Raw genomic sequence first — 23302 nt, 5'->3', positions numbered from 1 at the left:
GCGCCTCGCCAGCCGCTCCGCCGCCGCGCGCGCCTCGCCAGCCGCTCCACCGCCGCGCGCGCCTCGCCAGCCGCTCCGCCGCCGCGCGCGCCTCGCCAACCGCTCCGCCGCCGCGCGCGCCTCGCCAGCCGCTCCGCCGCCGCGCGCGCCTCGCCAGGCGCTCCGCCGCCGCGCGCGCCTCGCTCCGCGCCGCCGCGCGCCCCGCCGACCGCGCGCGCCCTCCCCGGCCGTCGCAGCCGCGGGGCCCTCCCGCCGGCAGGCGCCGCTCGGCCGCGAGCACGACGCCGGCGGCCGACCCCCGGGATCGGCGAGCGGCGCGGCACGGACGGATCGCATGGCGAAGCGCCGACTATCGACTAAAGTCTCGAATTCGAGATGGATTTGGCACACACGCGGCTCGGAGCGCGGGGCGATCGCTGGTCGACCTCGAGGGGGGTCCTGGACGTCCGCACGCCCGCGTCCGACGTCGTGACGCGGCGTTTCGAGGGGTACGCGACGCTCGATCTCATCGAGCCGGCGGTCAGGCACCTGGAGACCCTGATCGACTCGGGCCTGCACCCGATCGTGTTCGACGATTTCGAGCTCGGCGCAGGCTACGACAGCGACGTCCGGGCCAAGCTCACGGCGTGGCACCTGCGGAACCCCGGCAAGCTGAAGGAGGTCCACATCCTCGTGAAGCCGGGGCTCGTCGCCATGGGCGTCACGGTCGCCAACCTCGCCACGGGCGGCCGCTTCAACGTCTACACCGACCGCTCGGCGTTCGAGTGGGCGCTCGCGGGCGTGCTGACCGCGAGGATCACGGCGGGGCCCGCCTCGTCGGCGCGCGCGCCGTCCCTGCGCTGACGAGCGCCCCCGGCGGCGCGCGAACGACCCGCGCGCCGCCGCCCCGCGCTCACGGGTGCTGCGCGACCCCGCTCGCCGGGACATTCCGCGGGCCGAGCGTGATCTCGCTCATCCGGCTCGCGTGCTTTCCCTCGATGCCCTCGTAGTAACGGCGAATCGCCGCGATATCGGCCTCGATGTCGCCCGTCGGGTAGAAGACGTGGAGGATCCCGCCGCGCTTCCTGGGGAAATCGAGGTATCCGAGGATGATGGGCACGCCGGCGCCGAGCGCCACGTAATAGAAGCCCGTCTTCCAGCGCTTCGTGCGCGAGCGCGTCCCCTCGGGCGCGATGATCAGCTTGAGCTCATCGTGCTGCTTCAGCACGTCGACAACGGCCGCGACGAGGTTGTTGCGGTCGCGGCGGTCGACGGGGATGCCGCCGAGCCACCTGAAGAAAGCGCCGAACGGCGGCTCGAAGAGCGTGTGCTTGCCGAGCCAGGAGAACTCGAGGTCGAGCATGTAGCTCACCGCGAGCGTGAACGGGAAATCCCAGTTCGAGGTGTGGGGCCAGGCGATCAGCACCGCCTTCGGCGGCAGATCCGTCACGCCCTCGACGCGCCAGCCGAATACGGACAGCCATGTCTGGCCGATGAACCGGCGAATGGCGCGGCGGGTGGCGGAAAGACGCGGTGCGGCGGCGCTCGGCATGGACGACCTCGACGGTAAGCAGCCGGAGATTCGTCGCAGCCCGGGTGGAAGTCACGTCACGCTTCCGTCATTCCGCGCCGCGGTCGCGCGCGCGTGGAGCGCGGCGCGCGGCGCGCGCACGGCGCTACGCGGATCTACGACCGTGACGGCGCGCGGCGCGCTCACCGCCGGTCATCGCCGCTCACCGCCGGTCATCGCCGCTCACCGCCGCTCATCGGCGCTCGAGCCCGTGGGGCTTGCCCTCGCCGTAGCCGGCCAGCGTCTGCACGCCGATGACGGCCTTGTCGTGGAGCTCGTCGAGGTTCGCCGCGCCGGCGTAGGTGCACGCCGACTGCACGCCGGTGATCATCTCGATGAGGATGGCCCCGACGCTCTCGCGGCCCTCGTGGATGTAGATGCGCGACGTCGAGATGCCCTCGCGGAAGAAGACCTTCTTGGCGCGCTCGAACGGGTCGAGATCGGCGGTGCGCTCGCTGACGGCGCGGGCGCTCGCCATGCCGTAGTTCTCCTTGTAGAGCAGCCCCTCGCGGTCCTCCATCACGTCGCCGGGGCTCTCGTAGGTGCCGGCGAGGGTCGTCCCGACCATGACGCGCGAGGCGCCGGCGGCGAGGTAGAGCGCCACGTCGCGCGGGTGGCGGACGCCGCCGTCGGCCCAGACGCGCTTGCCGTGGCGGCTGGCCTCGCGGGCGCACACGAGCACCGAGGAGAACGTCGGCCGGCCGGCGCCGGTCTGCATGCGCGTCGTGCACATGGCGCCGGGGCCGACGTTCACCTTCACGATGTCGGCCCCCGCCTCGATGAGGTCCCGCGTGCCCTCCGCCGTGCAGACGTTGCCGGCCACGAGCGGGACGGCGTCGCCGATCGCCCTCCGCACCGCGCGGACCGCCTCGATCATGCGCCGCTGGTGGCCGTGCGCGGTGTCGAGCACGATCGCGGAGACGCCGATCTCGAGCAGGCGCGCGGCGCTCTGGGCCGCCTGCGCGGAGATGCCGATCGCCGCCGCGACCATGAGCTCGCCGCGGGCGTCGAGCGTCGGCCGGAGCAGCTCCAGGCGCACGGCGTCGTCGCGGGTCAGCACGCCGTGGAGCCGGCCCTCCTCGTCGAGCACGGGCACCGCCTTCACGCGCGCGTCCTCCATCAGGAGGAACGCCGTCCGGTTCGGCGTGCCCGCCTGGATGGTGATGAGGCGCGACGACATGAGCGCGGACGCGGGCGTGTACTGGTCGCGGTTGCGCAGGTCGGCGTGGGTGACGATGCCGATGGGGCGGCGCTCGTCGTCGACCACGACCACCATGTCGTGCGACCGCTTCCGGATGATGCCGTGCACGTCGCGGAGCGTCGCCCGCGGCGAGACCGAGAGCGGCGTGTCGTACCGCGGGTCGGCGCGCTTGATGTGGCCGACGATGCGCTCGACCGTGTCGAGATCCATGTCCTGCGGGAGCACGCCGAGGCCGCCGAAGCGGGCCATCGTCTCGGCCATCCGCTTGCCGGTGACCGCGTTCATGTTCGCCGAGACGATCGGGTGCGAGCCGCCGGGGAAGTCCGTGGGGCGGAGGTCGGTGTCGAGGCGAGAGCCGCCGGCGAAGTACCCGGGGGTCAGGAACACGTCTTCGAGGGCGAGCTCCAGGGACTCGTCACGCTCGGGGTGGAGAAAGCGCATGCACAGCTCCGATCCAGGGTGGTGGCGCCGCGAAGGCGGCGCGGCGCGCGGCAGTCTAGTGCCTGCCGGCGGGGTGGGGCGCGCCGGCCAGGACGCGGTCGAGGATCGCGGCGATCCGGGCGGCCGCGGCCTCGGAGGAGAGGTCCGGGGGCGGCGGGGCGGGCTCCGGCAGGGCGCCCGTCTCGCGGAAGCGCGCGAGGTGGCGCGCGAGCGCCGCGGCGAGGCCCTCGACGTCGTCGGGCGGCACGCGCGCGCTGTCACTGCGGTGCGCGAGCAGCTCGTCGACCTCGGGGTTCGCCGCGGCGCTGACGATCGGCATGCCCGACGCGGCGTAGTCGTAGGTCTTCGCGGCGATCCGCAGCACGACGCGAGGGTCCACCAGGGTGAGCAGCACGTGCGCCCGCCGCAGCTCGGCCATCACGTCGCGCTGCGGGATCGGCGGCAGGATCTCGATGTACGGGGTGAGCCCGAGCCGCTCGAAGCGGTCGCGATCGTAGGCGGACGTCCGGCCGATCTGCCGCAGGACGAGCTCGCCAGGGGCCAGCCGCTCGCGGTCGATCAGCCGCCGCAGCACGGCCCCGATCGCGTCGGCCGAGGTCTCCTCGCGCAGCGTGCCGAGGTGGAGGATGACGAACGAGCGCGGCGGCTCCGGCGCGGGGGCCGGCGCGTACAGCGCGAGATCGAAGTGGTTGCGCACGAACGACGACTTCGTCGCGAGCTCGGGGAAGCGCGCGCGGTAGGCCTCGAGCGCGCTCCTCGTGTTGAGGATCACGTGGTCGGCGCCCGCGAGCCAGCGGCGCTCGAGGCGCGGCACGACGGCGCGCCGCGCCCGCTCGGCCAGGCCGGACGGGGGGCCGTGGCCGGTCTCGTGCAGCGACCACGGGTCGCGCAGATCGAAGACGAGCGGCACGCCGAGCGCGCGCTTCACGTGGAGCCCCACCGGGCAGGCGGAGAACGGGCCGGCGCTCACCACGACGGCCTGCGCGCCGGCGCGGCGGGCGAGCGCGACGGCCACGCGCGCGGCGTGGGGCGCGTGCAGGGTGCAGCGATCGGTGAGCGCCCGGAACGGGCGGAGCCCCACGAGCGGGCCCCCGGGCCCCGCCCGGCGCGGCACGCGCGCGCGCACGGCGGCGAACGCGGCCTCCGCGGCGAGCACGGCCGGGTCGAGGAACGCATCGGCGACCTCCACCTCGGGCGGCAGCGCCGCGAGGAGCCCGTCGTCGCGCGCGTCTCCGGGGAAGGTCGCGGACAGGACCACGGGACGGAAGCCGTGGCGCGGCAGGTGCCGCGCGAGCTTCACCCAGCGGAACGCGCCCACGCTCGTCTGGGGCGCGAAATACGGCGAGATCAGCAGGAACGGGCGCACGGTCGCGGACTCCATCGCAACGATCCAGGCGCTCGGGCGCTCCGGCGCTCCGGCGGCTCAGCCATCGCGAGGCGGCCCGCCGCCGGCGCGCCCGCCGCCCTGGCCGCGGCCGAGCAGGTCCGCGTACAGCGCGAAGAGCGCGTCGAAGTGCTCGTCGCTCGCGGGCAGCCGCTCGCCCGCGGCGCGGGCCGCCGCGGCGCGCTCGGCCCGGGGGCGCTCCAGCACCCGCTCGATCGCGGCGGCGACCTCGGCGGCCGGGGCGCGCGGCGGATACGCCTCCGCGGCGCCGGGGCTCACGAAGTCCATGGCCGCGCCGGCCGCGGGGACGACCAGCGGCAGGCCCGAGCAGAGCGCCTCGCCCAGCACGAAGCCGAACGTCTCGGCGGCGCCCCCGTGGACGAACACGTCGGCGCTGGCGAGCAGCGCCGCGTAGGTGGCGCGGTCCTTCGCGAAGCCGAGGAAGCTCACCTGCGGCAGCCCGGCCGCGCGCCGCTCGAGCCGCGCCCGCTCGGGCCCGTCGCCCAGCACCGCCAGCGCCACCGGGCGCCGCGCCGCGAGCTCCCGCGCGGCGTCGATCACGAGCGCGACCCGCTTCTCGACGGCGAGCCGGCACGCGACGAGCAACAGCGCCGCCGAGGGGTCGTCCGCGAACCGCCCGAGCAGGCTCCGCCGCAGCGCGGCGTCGGCGCGGGAGGGGTCGAACGACTCGCGGCGCACGCCGAAGGTGACGCGGTGGACGCGCTCGCAGCCGTGCGCGCGGAGCTGCTCGGCGATGAACGTCCCCGGGGCGATCGTCGCGTCGAACCGCCGCGACAGGGCCCGCGGCCAGGCGAACAGCGCGCCCGAAAGGGCGCGGGCGACCGCGCGCGGGCGCAGCCGGTCGAGCAGCGGCGCGGCGTACGTGCTGATCTGGTCGGAGTGGTACACGAACGTGCGGAGCGGGACCCCGCGCTCGGTCGCCGCGACGAGCGCGGCCGTGTACGGCGCGCTCGCCTGCAGCACGTCGGGCGCCTCGCGGCGGATGATCGCGCGGACCGCGCCGAGCCGGAGGAGGGCGTGGTACGTCGGGTCGTAGGGCATCGGCGGGCCGGCCACCCGCACGATGCGGCCCTGCTCGAGCGGCACCACCTCGTCGCGCGGCCCGGGCGCCACGACGACCACCTCGTGGCCGCGCCGGCTCCCCTGGCGCACGAGCTCCTCGAGGTACGACCGCACGCCGCCCCCGCGCGACGAGAAGAACTCCGCGACGTCGAGGATCTTCACGAGTGGTGGCTCCCTCTCCAGAGCAGGCCGCCCTTCCAGGCGCGCTTGAGCGCCCCGGAGCGGCTCATCACGTGGAGCAGCGCCGGCAGGAACAGGAGCGCGCTCGCCACGCACGCGATCTCGCCGCTCACCGCGACCCAGCCGAACGAGTTCAGCGCCTGGTTGTCGGCGAAGACGAGCGACCCGTAGCCCAGCACGGTCGTGTAGCTGCAAAGCGCCACCGGCCCGGCCGAGCGCTTCAGCGCGAGCGCCACGTCGCCGCCGAGCAGGCGCGCGCGATCGAAGACGTTGAACGGGTACTCGCAGCCGATGCCGAAGGTGATCGGGAGCGCGATGAAGTTCAGGAAGTTGATCTTCACGTCGAGCATGGCCATCGCGACCGCCGTCCCGAGCACGCCGAGCACGAGGGCCGACAGCACCGAGGAAGCGCCCATCAGGCTCCCGGTCGCGAGCACCACGACGCCGGTGACGGCCAGGAACGACGCCGCCGTCGCCAGCGGGCCGTCGCGCTCCATCGACCGGATCATCTCGGCGAAGACCGTCGGCCTGCTCGCCGTGACGACGTGCGTCCCGTCGGGGAGGACCACGTTGCCGGTCGTGTTCGCCATCCGGAGGAGGTTCTTGCCGTTCGAGAACGAGACGTTGTTCTTGTACTTCACGTAGAACACCGTGCCCACGACCCCGTTGTTCTCCTCGAACCGCCGCCGGATGAGGTCGGGCAGATCGTGGGGCGTGATCACGCGCAGGGCCTGCGGCGGCCGCATCTGCAGGGCGCGCTCCCGATCCTCCGGGGACAGCGATTTCAGCACGCGCGGGGTCAGCCGGTCGCGGATCCGCCCCAGGATCTCGAGCTTCTGGCGCTGCTCCTCGGGCGAGCCGGGGAGGACGTCCGCGATGGTCGCGACGTCGGCCACGAGCTTGCCCTCCGGGTCCTTCGCGTCGTTCGCCAGGATCTGCGCCTTGATGGCCGGCACCTGCTCGGGGGTGTCCGCCAGCATCATCGCGCCCGCGACGTTCATCTTGCCGCCGAACACCTCGGACGCCTTGAGCGACCAGCTCCCCGCGCCCTTCTCCCGCGAGCTCTTCGAGCCGAGGCGCGCGAAGTTGTACTCCCACGGGTCCTTCACGTACGCGGGGAGCTTCCACGCCGCGAGGATCAGGACGACCGGCGCCACGGCGAGGATCACGACCGGCCACCGCCTCGTGACGCGGGCGAGCAGCCGCGCCCCGGGCCCGGCGGTGCCCTCGTCCGAGACGCGCGGCGCCGGATCGCGCAGCCAGCGCGGGAGCCTCGCCTGGACGCGCTCGATGGCGACGAGCGTGGCCGGCACGAGCGGCACGATGGACGCCCACACCATGAGCATCCCGACGAAGCCGATCGTGCCGAACTGGCTGAACCCCCGGAAATGCGTGATCGTGAGCGATCCGTACGCGATCGCCGCCACGCACGCCCCCACGAGCTCGGCCCGGAACGCGTTGACGACCGCCTCGCGCCGCGCCTCGTCCGCCGCCATGCCGCGCGCGCGGAAGTCGCGGTAGCGGGACAGGAGCACGATCGGGTAGTTGACCCCGTTGCCGACGATGATCGCCCCGAGGAACGCGCCGACCGTGTTCACGTAGCCGTACGTCGCCGTCGCGAACGCGTACCCGGCGCTCGCGCCGAACGCCGTGGGCAGGGCGATCACGATCAGCGACCAGGGCGAGCGGTAGTAGAGCACCACGCCGCCGAGGATCAGCACGAGGGCGATGACCGTGGCCCACACCGCCTCGCTCACGAGCGACTTCTGCTCGGCGATCGCGTTCGGGATGTCGCCGGCGTACCCGACCTGCATGGCCGGGTGGAACTTCGCCGGATCGAGGCGCCCGACGAGCGCGGTCACCTCGTCGAGGAGCTTGGCCGCGCTGCGATCGCCCATCCCGGCGCTCCGCGAGACGATGCGGATCGCGACCATGCGGCCGTCGGGCGTGGAGAAGTAGCCGCTCGGGAACTCGTCGATCTTCTTCAGCCGCCGCTGGAGCTCCGCCCACGTGTCGTCGAGCGACAGGCCCTTCTTCGCCGGCGCGCCCGCCTCGCCCCCGCTGGCGGCGCCGCTCGCGCCGCCGCCCCCGCCCGCCTCGAGGTCGTCGATGAGGCCGCTGCGGAGCGCGATCTCGAGCTCGATCGCCTCGTCCGCCTGCTCGAGCTCCCGGACGCCCGCGTAGAGCCACTTGTTCTCGTCGAAGAAGCGGCGCACGTCCTTGGTGCCGGTCTCCACGTAGCGGATGAGCGACGCGGGCCCGCACGCGCTCCGGCACGCGTCGTCGGCGCACGCCGCGACGCAGGCCGCGCGCCGCCGGAGCGGCTCCTCCAGCTGCTCCGAGAGCGCGTCGATGAACCGCTCGTTCGCGCCGCGATCCGGCGACTCGGCGATCACGATGAGCTGCGCGCCGCCGTCCACGCGCTTGGCCTGGCGCTCGTAGGCCATGAACGCCGGGCTGTCGCTCGGCAAGAGCTCCCGGAGCTCCGTGCGCAGCTCGAGCCGCGAAGCGTAACCCCATAGCCCTGCCATGGCGGCGATCGCCAGGCCGATCACGAGCCAGGGACGTCGCCCGCTGAAGTCGACGAGCGCCCCGATCATCCTGAGGAGCATGCTGAAGAACACCTCGAGCCGGCGCCGCGCGGAGGGCGGCGCCGGGCCGGTCTTACCACGCGCGGAAGGCGCGCACGGCGGTCAATGGCGAGAAGGACCTCACGCGCAGAACGACGGCTGGATGCCCTTCGGCCGCGGCGCCGCGGCCGGGCGCAGGTGTCCGAAGGCGAACAGGCCGCCGGTGAAACCCACCCACGAGCGGAAGTGCCGGAAAGTCTCCAGCCACTGGAGCGCCTTCGGCCCCTCGACGAGCGGCCGGATCCCGGCCTCCCGGGCGTGCTCGCGCGCGTTCACGAAGGCGTTCGCGAGCATCCGCTGCACCACGATCGGCGAGGACCGCTCGCGCGCGCGCTGCGCGGCCGCGCTCCCCAGCCGCGCGGCCGCCTGCGGGTCCCGCGCGAGCGCGAGCGCGGCGTTGCCGAACGCGGCGTTCGCCCTGTCCTCCGCGAGCGCCCCGCGGCCGGGATCGAGCAGCAGGCCGTTGTAGCCGCTCTGGATCTGCGAGCTCACGCCCATGCCGTCGGCGAACGCCACCGTCGGGGAGCCGCACCAGAGCGCCTCGCTGAGCACGTTGCCGAACGTCTCGCTCAGCGACGCGTGCAGGAAGGCGGTCGCGTGCCGGTAGTAGTCCGAGATGCGGCTGTACGGCACCTCGCCCGTCATGATGACCCGCCGGGCGACGCCGAGCTCCCGCGCGAGCGCCGCGTACGCCGCGCTGTCGGGCCCGTCGCCGACCAGCGTGAGCGTCGCCTGCGGGTGGTGCGGGGCGATGTGCTCGGCGAAGATGCGGATCAGGCGGTGCTGCGACTTCTCGCGCGTGTGGCGCCCGGCGCAGACGAAGCGCGGGCCGCGCACGTCGAGCCCGCGCTCCTCGAGCAGCGGCGCGTACGGGTCGGGGCCGAGCGGGCGATCGAACACGTCCTCCGGGACCATCCGCGGGATGACGTGGATGGGCACCGCCACCCCCCGTTCGCGCCAGTAGTCGCGCAGGCCCTCGCTCAGCACGACGAGCCCGTCGCCCTGGTTGTACAGATCCACGAAGAGCCGCTCCATCGGGGCGCGCAGCGTCTTGTGGAGCACCGTGTGGACCGCGCCGATCCGGGACACGCGCTCGGGCAGGAGCACGTCGTACGCGGCCGCGAGGTGCGTCGTGTTCACGCAGAGCAGCGGGATTCCGCGCATCTTGCGCAACCAGATGCCGAACTCGACCAGGAGCGTCGTGGTCTGGGCGAAGCAGATGTCGAAATCCCACCGCATCGGATCGAACACGAAGGACTCCAGGGGCATCGGCAGGTGCACCCCCGGATAGGTGCGCAGCGGCACGCTCGGCAAGGCGACGGTGCCGGGGGGCATCTCGTCGGCCGAGGCGTCCGGATCCCGCGGTCCGATCAGTGTTGCCTGGTGACCACAGGTGTTGAGCGCGCGATACAGGGCCCGCGTCTGGAAGACCGCCCCGTTCGCGTAAGGAATGCGCGTGAAGTCGCTGAGGATGGCGACCTTGAGCGGCCGCCCGTTGGCTCCGGAGAGGGCAGCGAAGGGATTTTCAGGAAGAGCCGCCTGCGCCCGGGCGGGGGAATGCCCTCCCCGCGCCGATCCCGTCGATGGAGTGTGGCGCACCGACGCGATCGCCTCGTGCTGTGCGCGATCGATGCGGTGCTCACCCAGCGGCCGAATTGCATCCATGGTCATCTTCGTTGCTCCTTCGAGAAGCGGCGCAGCCCTTCGTCAACGGCCGGCGCGCGCGGCGCGACGGGCGATATGACGTTCGTGTCGCGCTCCTGGCAGCCGTGTCGTCCTGCGCCCGCGAGCGCAGCCTGCTGCTCGCCACAGCAGCGATTCCTCGCCCTCGTCACTCCGAATCGACGGGGACGTTTAGCAAACCTCGTGCCTATCTCACCACCTGCCATCGTCGCGCGAGTGCGAACGCGGCGATGCACCTAGGCCATTCGGCGCGCCTCATCAAGCATGGCGAGCACGGCCGAGGGCGCGTCCGGCAGCGAGCCCGCGAGGTCGACGCGCGCGAAGTCGCCTGCGCGGACGCGCTCGAAGAAGCTCTCCACGCAGCGCGACGAGAGCGACGCGAACGAGCTCGCGACGGCGACCCCCGCGGCCGCGGCCAGGCTCGCGTTGAGCGCCTGCTCGTGATCGCGCCGTTCGTGGAGGGCGAGCACGGGCTTGCCCGCGAGGACGCACTCGGCGAGCAGGTTGCTCCCGGCCGAGGCCACGACGGCGGACGCGGCGGCGAGGTGGGCGAGGAAATCGCGGCTGTCGAACGGCATCGCCCGCACCCCGGGCACGCGGAGGTCCGGGTCGCCGAACGCGATCACGCGCCGCCCGCCGGCCGCGACGAGCTCGATCGCCGCCCGCGCGTTGCGATCGCGGAAGTAGCAGACGACGGCGCCGGGCTCGATCCCCTGCCCCGCGCCCGCGGGCGGCCGCCGCGGCGCCGGGCGCGCGACGATCGTGCGCGGCATCGCCGGCTCGGCGGGCAGGAAGTGGACGGCGACCGCGTAGGTCCGCCGGGTGACGGCCCACGTGGTCCGGCGGCAGGCGAGCACATCGAGGCGCGGCAGCGCCTCGGGCAGGCGGCAGCGCTTGAAGAGGAGGTCGTGGCCGAGCGCGACCGCGGGGATCCCGAGCGCGCGGGCGGCGAGCAGCGACGGCACGTCGCCGTCGCTCAGGAGGGCGTCGGGCCGGAAATCCGCCTGCTCGACGAGCTCCTTGGCGAGGCGGCGCGGGAGCTCGATCACGCCCCCGAGGCCGGGGTAGATGGGCCGGACGAGGCGGTGCTCCGGGAGGGCGCCGAGCAGGTCCGCCGCCTGGCCGCCGCCGTAGATCCTGAGCTCGTGGCCGCGCTCGCGGAGGGCTCCCGCGATCGCGAGCGCGCGGCTCGCGTGCCCGCGCCCGCGGCCGTGGACGTAGTAGCCGATCTTCGCCACGGGCCGTCAGGGCTCGCGCGGCGCGGCGCATCGCCCACGCGGGTGACCGCCCACCGGGACGCCGGCGCCGCAGAGCGCCCGGTCGCGGTGGTCGTGCTGCCTGTCGAGGATCACGCGCGCGCTCCCCTGGTTCATCTCCGCTTCTTCCCCGAGCCGGCCCGAGCGCCGGCGATGGCCTTCACCGGCTCGTACCGGAAGCAGCCCACGAGGTGATCGTTGACCATCCCGGTCGCCTGCATGAGCGCATAGCAGATGGTCGAGCCGACGAACTTGAAGCCGCGGCGCGCGAGATCCTTGCTGAGCGCGTCCGAGACCTCCGTCCTCGCCGGGACCTCCGCGAGGGCGCGGAACGCGTTGACCACGGGCGCGCCGCCGACGAAGCCCCAGAGGTACGCGTCGAAGCTGCCGTGCTCGCGCTGCACCTCGAGGAAGCGCTGCGCGTTGACGACGGCCGACGCGACCTTGAGCCGGTTGCGCACGATCCCGGGGTTCGCGAGGAGCTCCTCGACGCGCGCGGGCGTGAAGCGGGCCACGCGGGCCGGGTCGAAGCCCGCGAACGCCTCGCGGTACGCCGCGCGCTTGCGCAGCACGGTGAGCCAGCTGAGCCCCGCCTGCGCGCCCTCGAGGATCAGCATCTCGAAGAGCGCCTGGTCGTCGTGCAGCGGCACGCCCCACTGCTCGTCGTGGTAGGCGACATACTCGGGATCCGCGGTCACCCACGGGCATCGCTCCGGCATCGCGCGGCACTGTAGCAGCTTCCTCTCCGCGCGATTCCGCGCGATCGCGCTCGCCGCTCCGCGGGGGCGACGTGCGCTTTGACTCCCCGCCAGCGCAGCGCTCCAATGCGGCCTGCACCCTGGGCCGCGCCGCACCATGAACGCCTCGAGCAGCTCTCATCCGACGGGATCCCAGGGAGCCTCCGGCCCGAGCTCGACGGAGGAGCGCCGCGCGATGGCGCGGGGCCTCCCCACCGCGCTGGTGACCTGGCCCACCTTCGCGGCGCTCGACGTGTTCGTCGTGCTGGCGGTGTTTCCGAGCGCCTCCATCGCGCGGCTGCTGCTCTACCGGCTGCTCGGCGAGATCATCCTGCTCTGGCTCTACCTGCTCGCGCGGCGCGAGCAGACCTCGGCCGAGCTCCTCGACGCGGCCCACGTGTTCGCGGTCTGGAGCACGGGGGGGCTGATCTCGGTGATGGCCCTGGAGTTCGGGGATCTCACCTGGAACTACATGCACGGGCTGTCGATCGTGATGCTCGTCGACGCGACGATCCTGCCCACGCACTTCACGCGCTCGCTGCGGATGACGCTCCCCGTGGCGCTCAGCTTCCCGATCATCATGGGCGCGGGTGCGTCGCTCGACCCGTCGCTCGCGGCGCAGTGGACGTCGCCGCGGTCGCTCGTGGTGTTCGCCTGCAACTACATCTTCGTGCTCGCCACCGCGATCCTCGTGTCGGCGGCGAGCCACGGCCTCTGGTCGGCGCGCCAGCAGGTCTACGAGGCCCGCAAGCTCGGCCGCTACCGGCTCGTGGCGCCGGTCGGCCGGGGCGGGCAGAACGAGGTGTGGCTCGCGTGGGACGAGTCGCTCCGCCGCGACGTGGCGCTGAAGCTGCTCCGCAGCGAGAGCAAGTCCGAGGGCGACGTGCGCAGCTTCGAGCGCGAGGCGCGCGCGACGAGCCGGCTCACGTCGCCGCACACCATCCGGATCTTCGATTTCGGGGCGAGCAGCGACGGCATCTTCTACATCGCGATGGAGCACCTGGCCGGCGCCGACCTGGCCACCCTGGTGCGCGATCACGGCCCGATGCCCCCCTCGCGCGTCGTGCACTTCGCGCGGCAGATCTGCCTCTCGCTGGCGGAGGCGCACGACGCGGGCGTCATCCACCGCGACATCAAGCCGCACAACCTCTACATCACGCGCGTCGGCGACGAGCACGACGTGCTCAAGGTGCTCGACTTCGGGATCGCGAAGCAGGTGACCCTCGAAGGGGACGCGAGCATGACGGACGTCGGGGTGATCAAGGGAACGCCGACCTACATGTCCCCGGAGATGATCTCGGCCGGCGCGGTCGACGCGCGCAGCGACATCTACTCGCTCGGGGTCACGCTCTATTACCTGCTGACGGGGGTGGCCCCGTTCGACGGCCGGAGCTTCGGCAAGCTCGTCTACTCCCACATGACGATGCCGCCGATCCCGCCGTCGCTCCGCGCGCCGTGGCCGCTCTCGTCGGAGCTGGAGGAGGTGGTGATGCGGTGCCTCGCCAAGCGGCCCGGCGACCGATACCAGAGCGCGCGCGAGCTGCTCGCCGCGCTCGAGGCGTGCGCGCCGGAGCCGCCCTGGACGCCGGAGGACGCGCGGAGCTTCTGGGCCGCGCGCGCCGCGATGCCGCGCGCCGAGCCCCCGCCCCCGGATCCCGGCCCCACCGTGCGCCTGCGGCCCGACAAGGCCGTGCCGGTGACCTGAGGCGGACCCCGGGCCAGCGCGGGGCCGCCCTGTGCCTTCAGGCCGCCGCCGCGCGCCTTCAGGCCTGGCTGACCCCGCGCCGCGCGGCCTCCTCAGGCCTGGCTGACCGCGACCTCGGGGAACCGCCGCGAGGCGGGCGGCGGCGCCCAGCGCGCGGACGGAGGGGGCTGCCCGTCGAGCTGGAGCACCGGGCGCTTCTCGACGACCGCCGGCAGCGGCCGCTCGCCCCGCGCGGCGAGGATCGAGTCGTAGAAGGCGCGGGCGCTCTCGTCCCACCCCTTGCACCCCGAGATCGCCGCGATCCGCTCGGGATCGTACGGCGCGTACGCCGCGCGCACCATGGCCCGGGACAGCGCGGGCAGATCGCCGGGCGAGACGAGCTCGCCGAGCTCGGGGCTGCTCAGCACGTCGGGGATGCCGCCGACCCGCGTCGCCACCACGCGGCGGCCGGACGCGATCGACTCGATCACGACGTTGGGCGTGCCCTCGTGGTGGCTCGGCAGCACCAGCGCATCGCAGGCGGCGACCCAGCGCGCCACCTGGTCGTGCGGCTGGCGGCCCGCCAGGAGGACGCGGTCGCCGAGCCGCTCCGCCGCCGCGCGGCAGGCCTGCTCGTCGGCGCCGCTCCCGACCAGCACGAGGTCGATGTCCGGGTGCGCCGCGGCGACCCGCTCGAAGGCGGCGATCGCGTCGAGCGCGCCCTTGTCGCGGAGCAGGTGGCCGACGTAGAGCAGCGTCCGGCGGTCCGCGGCGCGGCCCAGGGCGGCGCGGGCCTCGCCCCGGTCGCGCGGCCGGAACATGGCGCGATCGACGCCGTTCATGACGACGTCGATGCGATCGCGCGGGACGCCGAGCGCGTGGACCCCCTCGGCGAGCTGCTTGCTCACGGCGACGACGCGCGTCGCGCGCCGGAGCCCCCATTCAAGCGCGGGCCGCACCGCCGGCTGCTGGGAGAGCACGTCGATGTCCGAGCCGTGCACCTTGACGACGGCCGGGACGCCGAGCAGCTCCGCCAGGCACACCGCGGCGAAGCCGTCCGGGTAGGCGAACGATCCGACGATCACGTCCGGCGCCGGGTGGTGCCGCGCGAGCTCGAAGAGCATCGAGGCCGCGTAGAGCGGGCCGTTGAGGTACGGCGCGACCTTCGGCAAGTACAGGAACCGCGGGTGGCGCACCGGCAATCCCTCGATCACCTCCTCGCGAGGCGCGTTGTCCGCGATTGACCACTTGGAGAACCTGGAAGCTCCCGGAAACCAGGGAATGGTGGCGAAGACGTCGATGTCACAATAACGCGACAGCGCGGCGAACTGCCGCCGGTTGAACGGCGCCTGGCCAGGGTTCATCGCGTTCGGGAAGACCTTGGTGATAAGCAGGATGCGCATACCTCTGCTCCTCCGGACTCGCCCGCAGGCTCGACAGGAGTCCTCCAAATAGGGGGGTGCGCGGCTCGCGCGCGGTCGAGCCACGGTCAGCAGAGAACATGCCACCTCGGAGAAGCTGGAAACCAGGCCGGAATGGCAGCAGCGGGCCCGCGCCAGCAACAAGCGAGCATCCAGCCTGCCTCAGGCGAGGCAAATTTGCACAGGGCAGGATGGGGTCGCTTGCGTGAGACGGTTCAGCAGACAGCGGATTTGTACATCAGGGCGCCAATTTTACAACCGGGGGCTACAGGGAAAGTTTCGTCAGAAACGCATCCCCCTGGCCCGCGCCCGAGAGCGCCCCCTGACCGAAGTTGAGCTTGCCGTAGAAGCGGCCGGCGAGCAGCACGCTCCCTCCTGAGTCCGCCGTGACGTCCAGGCCGACCTGCGTCTGACCGTCTCCGAACAGCGAGCTGAACAGGTGAGCGCCCGAGGGGCCGAGCTTGACCAGGTAAACGTCGGTCTTGCCCCGGCTCTTCAGCAGCCCGCCGCCGAAGTCCGCCGCGCCGAAGAGCGGCCCCGCGAGCACGATGTTGCCGCCGGCGTCCACGTCGGCGCTCGCGCGCGCGCCCGTCTCGAAGTCGGTGAGCAGCTGGTCCTCCGCGTCGCCGAAGCGCCGGCTCAGGACGTGCGCGCCGTCGCTGGAGAGCCGGGCGACGTACAGGTCCCGCCCGCCGGCGCTCGTCAGCCGCCCGCCGCCGAAGTCGATGGTCGACGCGAACGTGCCCGTGAGCACCACGTCGCCCGTCGCCCCGTGAACCGCGACGTCGTGGGCCTCGTCGGCCTCGGCGCCGCCGAACCGGGCGCTCCACAGGTGGTCGCCCGAGGGGCCGAGCTTGGCCAGGAAGACGTCCGAGAGCCCCGCGCTCACCAGCGGCGCCCCGCCGAGATCGATCGAGCCCGAGAAATGACCCGCGACGAGCAGGTTGCCGTCCGCGTCGGCCGCGATCCCGTGCGCGTAGTCGTCGCCCTCGTCGCCGGCGCGCAGGGCGAGCAGCGTGCGGCCGTCCCCCGGGGCGAGCCGCAGCACGAAGGCGTCGCGCAGGCCCGCGCTCGTGAGCACGGCGCCGCCGACGTCGACCTCGCCGTGGAAGCCGCCCGCCACGAGGACGCCGCCCGCCGGATCGACGGCGACGCGATCGCAGCGGTCCGCGCCGGATCCGCCGATCATCCGGCTCCAGACGTGCTCGCCGTCTCCGTCGAGCTTGGCGACGAACACGTCGTCGGCCCCGTGCGACACGAGCACGCCGCCGCCGAGGTCGACGCTGCCGAACGCGCGGCCCGCCACGACGATGTCGCCGGCCGGGTCGACCGCGAGCGCCATCGCGAACTGGTTGCCGTCGCCCGCGAAGCGCTTGCTCCAGAGGTGGGTGCCGAACTTGTCGAACTTCGCCACGAACGCGTCGGCGCCCGTGGCCGTGAGCGGGCCGCCGCCGAAGTCGACGGTGCCCTCCATCTGGCCGGCGACGATCACGTTCCTGTCCGCGTCGACGGCGACGGCGCGGGCGTACTGGCCGTTCGCGTCGCCGAAGGCGCGGCTCCACACCTCCTCGCAGGCGGGCACGCGCCCGTCGCAGTCCTCGTCCTCGGGCGTGTCGCACGCGTCGAACGCGGGCAGGACCTCGCCGGTGCACGGGCCCCACGAGGTGCCCTCGGCGTTGCAGGTGCGGGTGCCGTCCGCGCAGCGCCCGACGCCGCGCGTCTCCTCCGAGCCGGAGTAGCACGCCTCCTGCGCGCCGGGCGCGCACACGCACCCGGGACAGCCGCAGTCGGGGCCGCTGCACGCGGCCGGCGCGAGCTCCGCGATCCACGCGGCCACGCACGCGAGCTCCTCGGACGAGTACGGGAGCCCGCCGAGCGGCATGCGCGCGCCGCAGGACGGCGCGTCCGTGAGCTTCGCGTAGAGCACGCTCTCCTCCGGCCGGTCGGGGTCGGCGAGCACCCCCGCGCAGCTCTGGGCCGGGCGCCCGACGACGCGATCGCCGACGCCGAGCGTGACGAGGTCGAGGGCGGCCGCGGGCTCGCCCGGGCCGTGGCAGCTCGCGCCGCCGCAGCGCTCGGCGAACGCCGAAGGCACGTCGGCGCAGCCGGCCGGCGGGCGGTCGTCGGGCGTCTCGAACCGCGTTTTGTCGTCGATCCTGCCGGGACACCCCGCGAGCAGCGGCAAGGCCGGCGCGGCGAGCGCGGCCGCCGCCCAGAAGCCGCGGCGGAGGCCGGACGCGCCGCGCGCCGCGCGCGCTCCGCCCACCTCAGTACCCATGATAAGCAACCCCCAGGTGAACGCCGAAGAGCTGATCGAGCGCCCCGCCGGCGATGTACGGGTCCCCGGGCTCGGAGTCGAAGTCATAGAAGAACCGCGCATACGACGCCCCGGCGCGCGCCTCGAGCCCCGGCGCGAACGGGACGGCGACCGCGACGCGGAGGTCGACGCCGCCGGCGCTGGGCTCGCGGAAATACGACGCGAGGGCGCCCATCGAGAGCGGCGCCTGGTAGCCCGCGCCCGCCTCCAGCGCGACCGGGCCGACAGGGAGGCGGCCGTCCGCGCCGAGGCGCAGGGCGACGTAAGACACCGCCGCTGCGTCGCGCGACGGGTCGCCGGTCGGCGCGACATCGAAGTCGGTCCAGCAGAGTCCGCCGCTCGCGAACAGGACCGGGCCAGCCTGCCCGGCAGGGCGATAACGGCCCTTGAGGCCGGCGTGCAGCCGGCTGAAGGAGGTCGATACGCTCGCTCCCCCGGCGCCCTCCGAGTCGAGGCCGACGGCGCGCGCGTACGAGAGGGCGATCCCGAGATCGCGGAGCACCGGCAAGGCGCTGCGCGCGAGCGGGTACAGCTCCGCCCGGAGCGACGGCATGGGCACGCCGAGCACCTCGTAGGTGCGGAGGTTCTCGGAGAGCAGATCCGTATAGGACAGCGTACGACCCGCGATCTCGAGATCGACTCCAGCGCTGAAGAGCTCGGTCCCCACGGCGGCCCCCGCGTCAGGCGGAGCGCGCCCCTCGTCGCGCTCCGCGGCCTCGGGGCGGAGCGCCGCCGCGACCTCGGCGGCGCGCGCGGACGGGGGCGCGGCGAGCGCGGCGAGCGCCGCGCCGAGCAGCGCGGCCGCATGGGAGCGGCGCGCGCGGCGCCGCGATTGCGCGGGAAGCAATGGACAGGCGAGCGTGCGCCTCGTTGGCATCGAGCGCGAGCATAGTCGCTCTTCACGTCGCGGGTCGAGCGTCGCTTTCGAGAGACCGAGTCGGCGACATCCCGCGGCGATCCGGGGTCGTTTGCGACAAACCGCCACACAGCGCGCCCGCGGTAAGGCGAGCGCGCATGGGAGGATCGCATCGGCCCCAAGCTCCCACTTGATTCGCCCTCTCCTCGCGCGGCGCCTATCCTGGAGGAGCGGATTGCCATAGGCTCCCCGGAAGATGGCGAGAGGGCGCGCGCGGCACGGCGGCGCGCGATCCCGCCGTCGGCTCCTCCCCGCGCTCGCTGACGAGGCATCATGGCTGAACCACGAAGTCTCCGCTGGCCCATCGGCCTGCTCCTCCTCGCCTCCTGCACAGGTCAATACGGCGATTTGCCCGCGCACGATGGAGACGGAGAGGCGACGGCCCCGCTGTGCACCGCGATCGAGCCCGGCGAGTCGCCGCTCCGCCGGATGACCCGCGCGGAGTACGACAACACGATCTTCGATCTCCTGGGCGACGACAGCCGCCCTGCGAAGGGCTTCGTGCCAGAAGAGGAGTCGCTCGGCTTCAACAACCAGGCGGCGGCGCTCGTGGTGAGCCCGCTGCTCGCCGAGCAGTACATGACGGCGGCCGAGGGCGTCGCGGCGCGCGCGGTGGGCAAGCTCGTCCGCGAGGCGCCCGCGTGCCTCGAGGCCGCGGCGGGCGAGGCGTGCCGCGGCGAGGTCGCGGCGCTCGTCGCGTCGTTCGGCAAGCGGGCGTTCCGGCGGCCCCTCGCCGAGGACGAGATCGCCGACTTCGTCGCGCTCTTCCGGCGCGGGATCGCCCTCGGGGACGCGCCCGACGACGCGTCGACCGGCCTCGCGCTCGTCCTCCAGGCGATGCTGCAGTCGCCGCACTTCCTCTACCGGGTCGAGCTCGGCATGCCGGATCCGGTGGAGGACGACGTCGTGCCGCTCACGTCCTACGAGATCGCCTCGCGTCTCTCCTACCTGCTCTGGGGCACGATGCCCGACGGCGCGCTCTTCGCCGCCGCCGAGCAGGGGGCGCTCGGCACCGCCGCGGAGATCGAGGCCCAGGCGCGGCGCATGCTGGAGGACCCGCGGGCGCGCGAGGCCGTGAAGAGCTTCCACCGCCAGTGGCTCGGGCTCGCGAAGATCGACGAGATCGCCGCGGGCGGGAAGGATCCGGAGCTCTACCCCGAGTACGACGACGAGCTCTTGCCGCTCTTCCAGGCCGAGACCGAGGCGTTCCTGGACCACGCGATCTTCGAAGAGGACGCGGGCGTGAGCGCGCTGTTCACGGCGCCGTACTCGATGATGAACCGGGAGCTCGCCGCGTTCTACGGCGTCAAGGGCGGCCCGAAGGGCGACGCGTTCGAGCGGGTCGAGCTCGATCCGTCGCAGCGCGCCGGCTTCGTGACGCACGCCGGGCTGCTCGCGCTCTACGCGAAGCCGAACCGGTCCTCGCCGGTCCACCGCGGCCGGTTCGTGCGCCAGAGCCTGCTCTGCCAGATCCCGCCGCCGCCGCCGGACGTGGTCCCGGAGCCGCCCATGGTGGACCCGACGAAGACGACCCGCGAGCAGTTCGCCCAGCACGTCTCGGATCCGGGGTGCAAGAGCTGCCACGCGCTGCTCGACCCGATCGGGTTCGGCTTCGAGCACTACGACGCGCTCGGCCGCTGGCGCGACGCCGAGAACGGCATCCCCGTCGACGCGAGCGGCGAGCTCACGCAGACCGACATCGACGGTCCGTTCGACGGGGCGGTCGAGCTCGCGCACCGGCTCGCGCAGAGCGAGCAGGTGCGCGCGTGCGTGGTGAAGCAGTGGTTCCGCTTCGGCTACGGCCGCGCCGAGCAGAGCGAGGACGGCTGCAGCCTCGCGCAGGCGACGCAGGCGTTCGAGGCGTCCGGGTACAACATCCGGGCGCTGCTCGTGGCGCTCACCCAGACCGACGCGTTCCGCTACCGGCGCATGATCCGCGCAGCAGGCGCCGCAGAGGGCGGCGCAGAAGGAGAGCCGTGATGAAGCCGTTCCGACTCAGCCGCCGCGCCGTGCTCCGGGGCCTCGGCGGCGCGGCGCTCGCGCTGCCGTTCCTCGAGGTGATGGGCTGCTCGAAGCGGCTCGCCCCCGCGTCGGAGCAGACCGGGCGGGCCGCGTTCGGGGCCGAGTTCCCGAAGCGCTTCGTCGTCATCTACACGCCGAACGGCACCGTCCCGCCGGACTTCTGGCCGTCGTCGTCGCAGCTCAAGAACGGCGAGGAGCTGTCGCCCATCCTGGCGCCGCTCAAGGACCACAACGAGGATCTGCTGGTCCTCGGCAACGTGAGCGCGCTGTCGGCGCTCACGGGGCCGGGCGACGCGCACCAGAAGGGCACGGGGCAGTGCCTGACCGCGCGGCCGATGCAGGAGGGCGATTTCCCCGGCGACGCGGGGCTGTCGTGCGGCTGGGCCGACGGCATCTCGGTCGACCAGGAGATCGCGAACCACATCGGCACGAGGACCAAGTTCCTGTCGCTGGAGCTCGGCGTGCTCGTCTACGGGGCGAACGTGGGCGCGCGCATCGCCTACCGCGGCCCGGCGCAGCCGCTGCCGCCGGAGAACAGCCCTTACGCCGCGTTCGACCGCCTCTTCTCCGATCTGGCGGTCACGCCCGAGACGGCGACAAAGAAGACCGAGCAGCGCAGGGCGGTGCTCGACAAGGTGGCCGCCGACTACAAGCGGTTGCAGCGGCGCCTCGGCGCCGCGGATCAGGAGAAGCTCGCGGGGCACCTCGCGTCGGTGGAGGACATCGCTTCGCGCCTCGACCGCGGCGTGGTGCCGACCTCCGAGGCGTGCGCGCCGCCGGAGCTGACGCCGGACGTCGACCCGGACAAGGTCGCGAACATGCCCGAGGTCACGAGGCTCCAGCTGGATCTCATGGCCATGGCCCTCGCCTGCGATCTGACGCGGGTGGCGAGCCTCCAGTTCACGAACTCCGCGACGACAAAGGTGCTGAGCTTCCTCGGCCCGGACATCACCGAGGGGCACCACCCGATGGCGCACAACGGCTACGCCGACCCGGTGAACCGCCAGCGCCTCACGAAGATCAGCCGCTTCTACGCCGAGCAGCTCGCATACCTCATCGCGAAGCTGAAGAGCATGCCGGAAGGCAACGGCTCGGTCTTCGACAACACGGTGATCTTCTGGACGAACGAGCACGCCGACGGCAACCACCTGCGCCAGAACATCCCTTATGTGCTCGCCGGGAGCGCCGCCGGCCACTTCAAGACGGGCCGCTTCGTCTCCCAGGCGAAGCAGGTCGGGCACAACGACCTGCTCGTCTCGCTGCTGCAGGCGATGGGCGTCGACACCGAGTCGTTCGGCGACCCGAAGTACTGCACCGGGCCCCTGAAGGGGCTGACCAGCTGAGGGACAGGGGCGACGGCGCGCGGAGGGCGCGCGATCCTGGCCCGATCTCCCCGAGTCGGTTCGCAGAAACATCTTGACAGTGCGCCGCGACGCCAAGAGCGCCGCGCGTATACTGGCTTTGCGCAAGACGGCGCGCAGTGGCACGCCCGGGCAGGTCAAGAAGGGCGCGCGCGACCTGCAGGCCGATGGTCGCGTCCTGACGGGTCGCGCAGATCTTCTCCTTCACGGCACGCTGCGGGGAATCCATGGGGCCGGCCGGACGAATGTCCGGCGTACGCCCCCCACGTACGCACCACGTAGGCAGGACGACGAGGAGAGGGCGTGTCCGAGACGCGCATGAATGTGGTTGAACTTACAAAATGATCAGTGTACGCAGTTACTGTTGTGTATTTTTTCCTGCGCCGCGACCAGCACCGGATCCGCCTACTGCTGGGGGCACAACGGCCACGGGAAGCTCGGCGACGGGACCACGACAAACCGTCAGGTGCCGACGGAAGTCTCGGGCGTCTCGGGAGTTATCGACGTGGCGGCGGGATACGACCACAGCTGCGCGCTGCTCTCCGGGGGCTCGGTCAAGTGCTGGGGAGGGGCTCTCCACGAGCAGCTCGGGGATGCGAGCAGCGCCGTCTATCGGCTCTCGCCCGTGACGGTCGCCGGAATCACGGATGCGGTGGCCCTCGACACTCAGAGCTATTTCAACTGTGTTCTCCACAGCACGGGCGCCGTCTCGTGCTGGGGGGACGGCTTCCTCGGTAAGCTCGGAGACGGCGCCACGACGACCAGGAAGACGCCTGTGAGCGTGACCGGCATCTCGACGGCGGTCGCCGTGGCTACCGGCAACAATCACGCATGCGCCCTCCTGTCGGATGGAACCGTGAAGTGCTGGGGGAGCAACAGCTCGGGTCAGCTCGGAACAGGCTCGATGTCGCCCGCATACAGCACCACGCCGGTCACGGTCACCGGGATCAGCGACGCTGTGAAGCTCGACGCCGGTCAAAGCCACACCTGCGTGGTTCATTCAGGCGGGGGCGTATCCTGCTGGGGCTTGAACGGCAACCGTCAGCTGGGGGACAACACCACGACGAACAGCGCGTCGCCGGTCTCCGTCGGGAGCCTCAGCAACGCGGTGCTGGTCTCTGCCGGCACCCTGACGACGTGCGCGGCCATCTCGGGCGGCGGCGCCAAGTGCTGGGGCAGCGACATCACGGGGCAGCTCGGCGACGGAGGCTCCCTGCCCGGCACCGGGAGCGGCACGCCCGTCGACGTCTTGCTGCCGTGAGCCAATAGGTTCACGGAGCTGCTCCGGGTTTCGCACGGGAGCCCGACGTCCACCACCTGCAGAGCCGCTCGGAGCGCGAGGCCGTGCTGCTCGAGGTGGGATCGAGCTGCCCGGACGATGCGGCCGAGTACCCCGACATGAGGCGTCGAGCGCGGAGGAACTCCCGGTTCTTTGTC

At 73.0% G+C, this 23302-nt stretch carries 17 protein-coding genes; 5 read left to right on the top strand and 12 right to left on the bottom strand.

From position 1 onward, the window contains the following. The first annotated feature begins 375 nt into the window (after nucleotides 1-375). Complete coding sequence (locus tag WMF20_RS07065) at nucleotides 376-843, top strand: hypothetical protein (RefSeq protein WP_129573615.1); 468 nt, start codon at nucleotides 376-378, stop codon at nucleotides 841-843. A 49-nt stretch (nucleotides 844-892) separates the two neighbouring features. Here the strand turns inward: WMF20_RS07065 and WMF20_RS07060 are convergent, their stop codons facing one another. The 9 genes from WMF20_RS07060 to WMF20_RS07020 form a co-directional block, all read right to left on the bottom strand. Further along, on the bottom strand, nucleotides 893-1429 hold the full coding sequence (locus tag WMF20_RS07060; RefSeq protein WP_437611767.1) for a lysophospholipid acyltransferase family protein: 537 nt from the start codon (nucleotides 1427-1429) through the stop codon (nucleotides 893-895). Nucleotides 1430-1742: 313 nt separating this feature from the next. Beyond that, a complete protein-coding gene (locus WMF20_RS07055) occupies nucleotides 1743-3191 on the bottom strand; it encodes a GuaB1 family IMP dehydrogenase-related protein (RefSeq protein WP_437611766.1) in 1449 nt (482 codons plus the stop codon). Between the two features lie 55 nt (nucleotides 3192-3246). After that, the gene (locus tag WMF20_RS07050) at nucleotides 3247-4572 is read right to left on the bottom strand and encodes a glycosyltransferase (RefSeq protein WP_437611765.1); all 1326 of its coding nucleotides are present in this window, start codon (nucleotides 4570-4572) and stop codon (nucleotides 3247-3249) included. A 42-nt stretch (nucleotides 4573-4614) separates the two neighbouring features. Continuing rightward, the gene (locus WMF20_RS07045; protein WP_437611764.1) at nucleotides 4615-5820 is read right to left on the bottom strand and encodes a glycosyltransferase family 4 protein; all 1206 of its coding nucleotides are present in this window, start codon (nucleotides 5818-5820) and stop codon (nucleotides 4615-4617) included. Continuing rightward, nucleotides 5817-8450, bottom strand: a complete 2634-nt coding sequence (locus WMF20_RS07040; RefSeq protein ID WP_437611763.1) for an efflux RND transporter permease subunit — start codon at nucleotides 8448-8450, stop codon at nucleotides 5817-5819. The genes WMF20_RS07045 and WMF20_RS07040 overlap by 4 nt, the downstream gene beginning before the upstream one ends. 99 nt (nucleotides 8451-8549) lie before the next feature. Continuing rightward, entirely contained in the window at nucleotides 8550-10139 is a 1590-nt protein-coding gene (locus tag WMF20_RS07035; protein WP_437611762.1) for a glycosyltransferase, read from the bottom strand. 248 nt (nucleotides 10140-10387) lie between these two features. After that, the gene (locus WMF20_RS07030; RefSeq protein ID WP_437611761.1) at nucleotides 10388-11389 is read right to left on the bottom strand and encodes a glycosyltransferase family protein; all 1002 of its coding nucleotides are present in this window, start codon (nucleotides 11387-11389) and stop codon (nucleotides 10388-10390) included. 6 nt (nucleotides 11390-11395) lie between these two features. After that, nucleotides 11396-11524, bottom strand: a complete 129-nt coding sequence (locus tag WMF20_RS07025; RefSeq protein WP_437611760.1) for a hypothetical protein — start codon at nucleotides 11522-11524, stop codon at nucleotides 11396-11398. Further along, on the bottom strand, nucleotides 11521-12126 hold the full coding sequence (locus WMF20_RS07020; RefSeq protein ID WP_437611759.1) for a DNA-3-methyladenine glycosylase I: 606 nt from the start codon (nucleotides 12124-12126) through the stop codon (nucleotides 11521-11523). Before WMF20_RS07020 ends, WMF20_RS07025 begins: the two co-directional genes overlap by 4 nt. Nucleotides 12127-12340: 214 nt before the next feature. On the opposite strand from WMF20_RS07020, the gene WMF20_RS07015 reads away from it, so the two are divergent. Next, nucleotides 12341-13849: a serine/threonine-protein kinase gene (locus WMF20_RS07015; RefSeq protein ID WP_437611758.1), complete on the top strand. Its 1509-nt coding sequence runs from the start codon at nucleotides 12341-12343 to the stop codon at nucleotides 13847-13849. 92 nt (nucleotides 13850-13941) lie between these two features. Here the strand turns inward: WMF20_RS07015 and WMF20_RS07010 are convergent, their stop codons facing one another. The 3 genes from WMF20_RS07010 to WMF20_RS07000 all read right to left on the bottom strand — a co-directional run bounded on the left by WMF20_RS07010 (nucleotide 13942) and on the right by WMF20_RS07000 (nucleotide 18443). Continuing rightward, nucleotides 13942-15231 carry a glycosyltransferase family 4 protein gene (locus tag WMF20_RS07010; protein WP_437611757.1) on the bottom strand — a complete coding sequence of 430 codons (1290 nt, stop codon included), beginning with the start codon at nucleotides 15229-15231 and terminating at the stop codon, nucleotides 13942-13944. Nucleotides 15232-15514: 283 nt separating this feature from the next. Further along, entirely contained in the window at nucleotides 15515-17527 is a 2013-nt protein-coding gene (locus WMF20_RS07005) for a nucleotide-binding protein (RefSeq protein WP_437611756.1), read from the bottom strand. Then, nucleotides 17517-18443 carry a hypothetical protein gene (locus WMF20_RS07000; RefSeq protein WP_437611755.1) on the bottom strand — a complete coding sequence of 309 codons (927 nt, stop codon included), beginning with the start codon at nucleotides 18441-18443 and terminating at the stop codon, nucleotides 17517-17519. Before WMF20_RS07000 ends, WMF20_RS07005 begins: the two co-directional genes overlap by 11 nt. A gap of 312 nt (nucleotides 18444-18755) precedes the next feature. On the opposite strand from WMF20_RS07000, the gene WMF20_RS06995 reads away from it, so the two are divergent. The 3 genes from WMF20_RS06995 (at nucleotide 18756) to WMF20_RS06985 (ending at nucleotide 23126) form a co-directional block, all read left to right on the top strand. After that, nucleotides 18756-20462: a DUF1592 domain-containing protein gene (locus tag WMF20_RS06995; RefSeq protein ID WP_165373834.1), complete on the top strand. Its 1707-nt coding sequence runs from the start codon at nucleotides 18756-18758 to the stop codon at nucleotides 20460-20462. Further along, the gene (locus tag WMF20_RS06990) at nucleotides 20462-21847 is read left to right on the top strand and encodes a DUF1552 domain-containing protein (RefSeq protein WP_437611754.1); all 1386 of its coding nucleotides are present in this window, start codon (nucleotides 20462-20464) and stop codon (nucleotides 21845-21847) included. Before WMF20_RS06995 ends, WMF20_RS06990 begins: the two co-directional genes overlap by 1 nt. A 382-nt stretch (nucleotides 21848-22229) precedes the next feature. Then, nucleotides 22230-23126 (top strand): RCC1 domain-containing protein, encoded by an 897-nt coding sequence (locus tag WMF20_RS06985; protein ID WP_437611753.1) that lies wholly within the window; start codon nucleotides 22230-22232, stop codon nucleotides 23124-23126. Nucleotides 23127-23302 lie beyond the last annotated feature (176 nt).

Source organism: Sorangium sp. So ce834, from assembly GCF_051521425.1.
Taxonomy (GTDB): domain Bacteria; phylum Myxococcota_A; class Polyangia; order Polyangiales; family Polyangiaceae; genus Sorangium; species Sorangium cellulosum_D.
The sequence above is the reverse complement of the archived record's forward strand: the minus strand, read 5'-3'. Positions and strand labels throughout refer to the sequence as shown.

Bases quoted from the DNA above. Each gene is read 5' to 3' on its own strand.
- WMF20_RS07065 (WP_129573615.1), top strand. From the start codon at position 376: ATGGATTTGGCACACACGCGGCTCGGAGCGCGGGGCGATCGCTGGTCG.
- WMF20_RS07055 (WP_437611766.1), bottom strand. From the start codon at position 3,191: ATGCGCTTTCTCCACCCCGAGCGTGACGAGTCCCTGGAGCTCGCCCTC.
- WMF20_RS07050 (WP_437611765.1), bottom strand. From the start codon at position 4,572: ATGGAGTCCGCGACCGTGCGCCCGTTCCTGCTGATCTCGCCGTATTTC.
- WMF20_RS07040 (WP_437611763.1), bottom strand. From the start codon at position 8,450: ATGCTCCTCAGGATGATCGGGGCGCTCGTCGACTTCAGCGGGCGACGT.
- WMF20_RS07035 (WP_437611762.1), bottom strand. From the start codon at position 10,139: ATGACCATGGATGCAATTCGGCCGCTGGGTGAGCACCGCATCGATCGC.
- WMF20_RS07025 (WP_437611760.1), bottom strand. From the start codon at position 11,524: ATGAACCAGGGGAGCGCGCGCGTGATCCTCGACAGGCAGCACGACCAC.
- WMF20_RS07020 (WP_437611759.1), bottom strand. From the start codon at position 12,126: ATGCCGGAGCGATGCCCGTGGGTGACCGCGGATCCCGAGTATGTCGCC.
- WMF20_RS07015 (WP_437611758.1), top strand. From the start codon at position 12,341: ATGGCGCGGGGCCTCCCCACCGCGCTGGTGACCTGGCCCACCTTCGCG.
- WMF20_RS07010 (WP_437611757.1), bottom strand. From the start codon at position 15,231: ATGCGCATCCTGCTTATCACCAAGGTCTTCCCGAACGCGATGAACCCT.
- WMF20_RS07005 (WP_437611756.1), bottom strand. From the start codon at position 17,527: ATGGGTACTGAGGTGGGCGGAGCGCGCGCGGCGCGCGGCGCGTCCGGC.
- WMF20_RS07000 (WP_437611755.1), bottom strand. From the start codon at position 18,443: ATGCCAACGAGGCGCACGCTCGCCTGTCCATTGCTTCCCGCGCAATCG.
- WMF20_RS06995 (WP_165373834.1), top strand. From the start codon at position 18,756: ATGGCTGAACCACGAAGTCTCCGCTGGCCCATCGGCCTGCTCCTCCTC.
- WMF20_RS06990 (WP_437611754.1), top strand. From the start codon at position 20,462: ATGAAGCCGTTCCGACTCAGCCGCCGCGCCGTGCTCCGGGGCCTCGGC.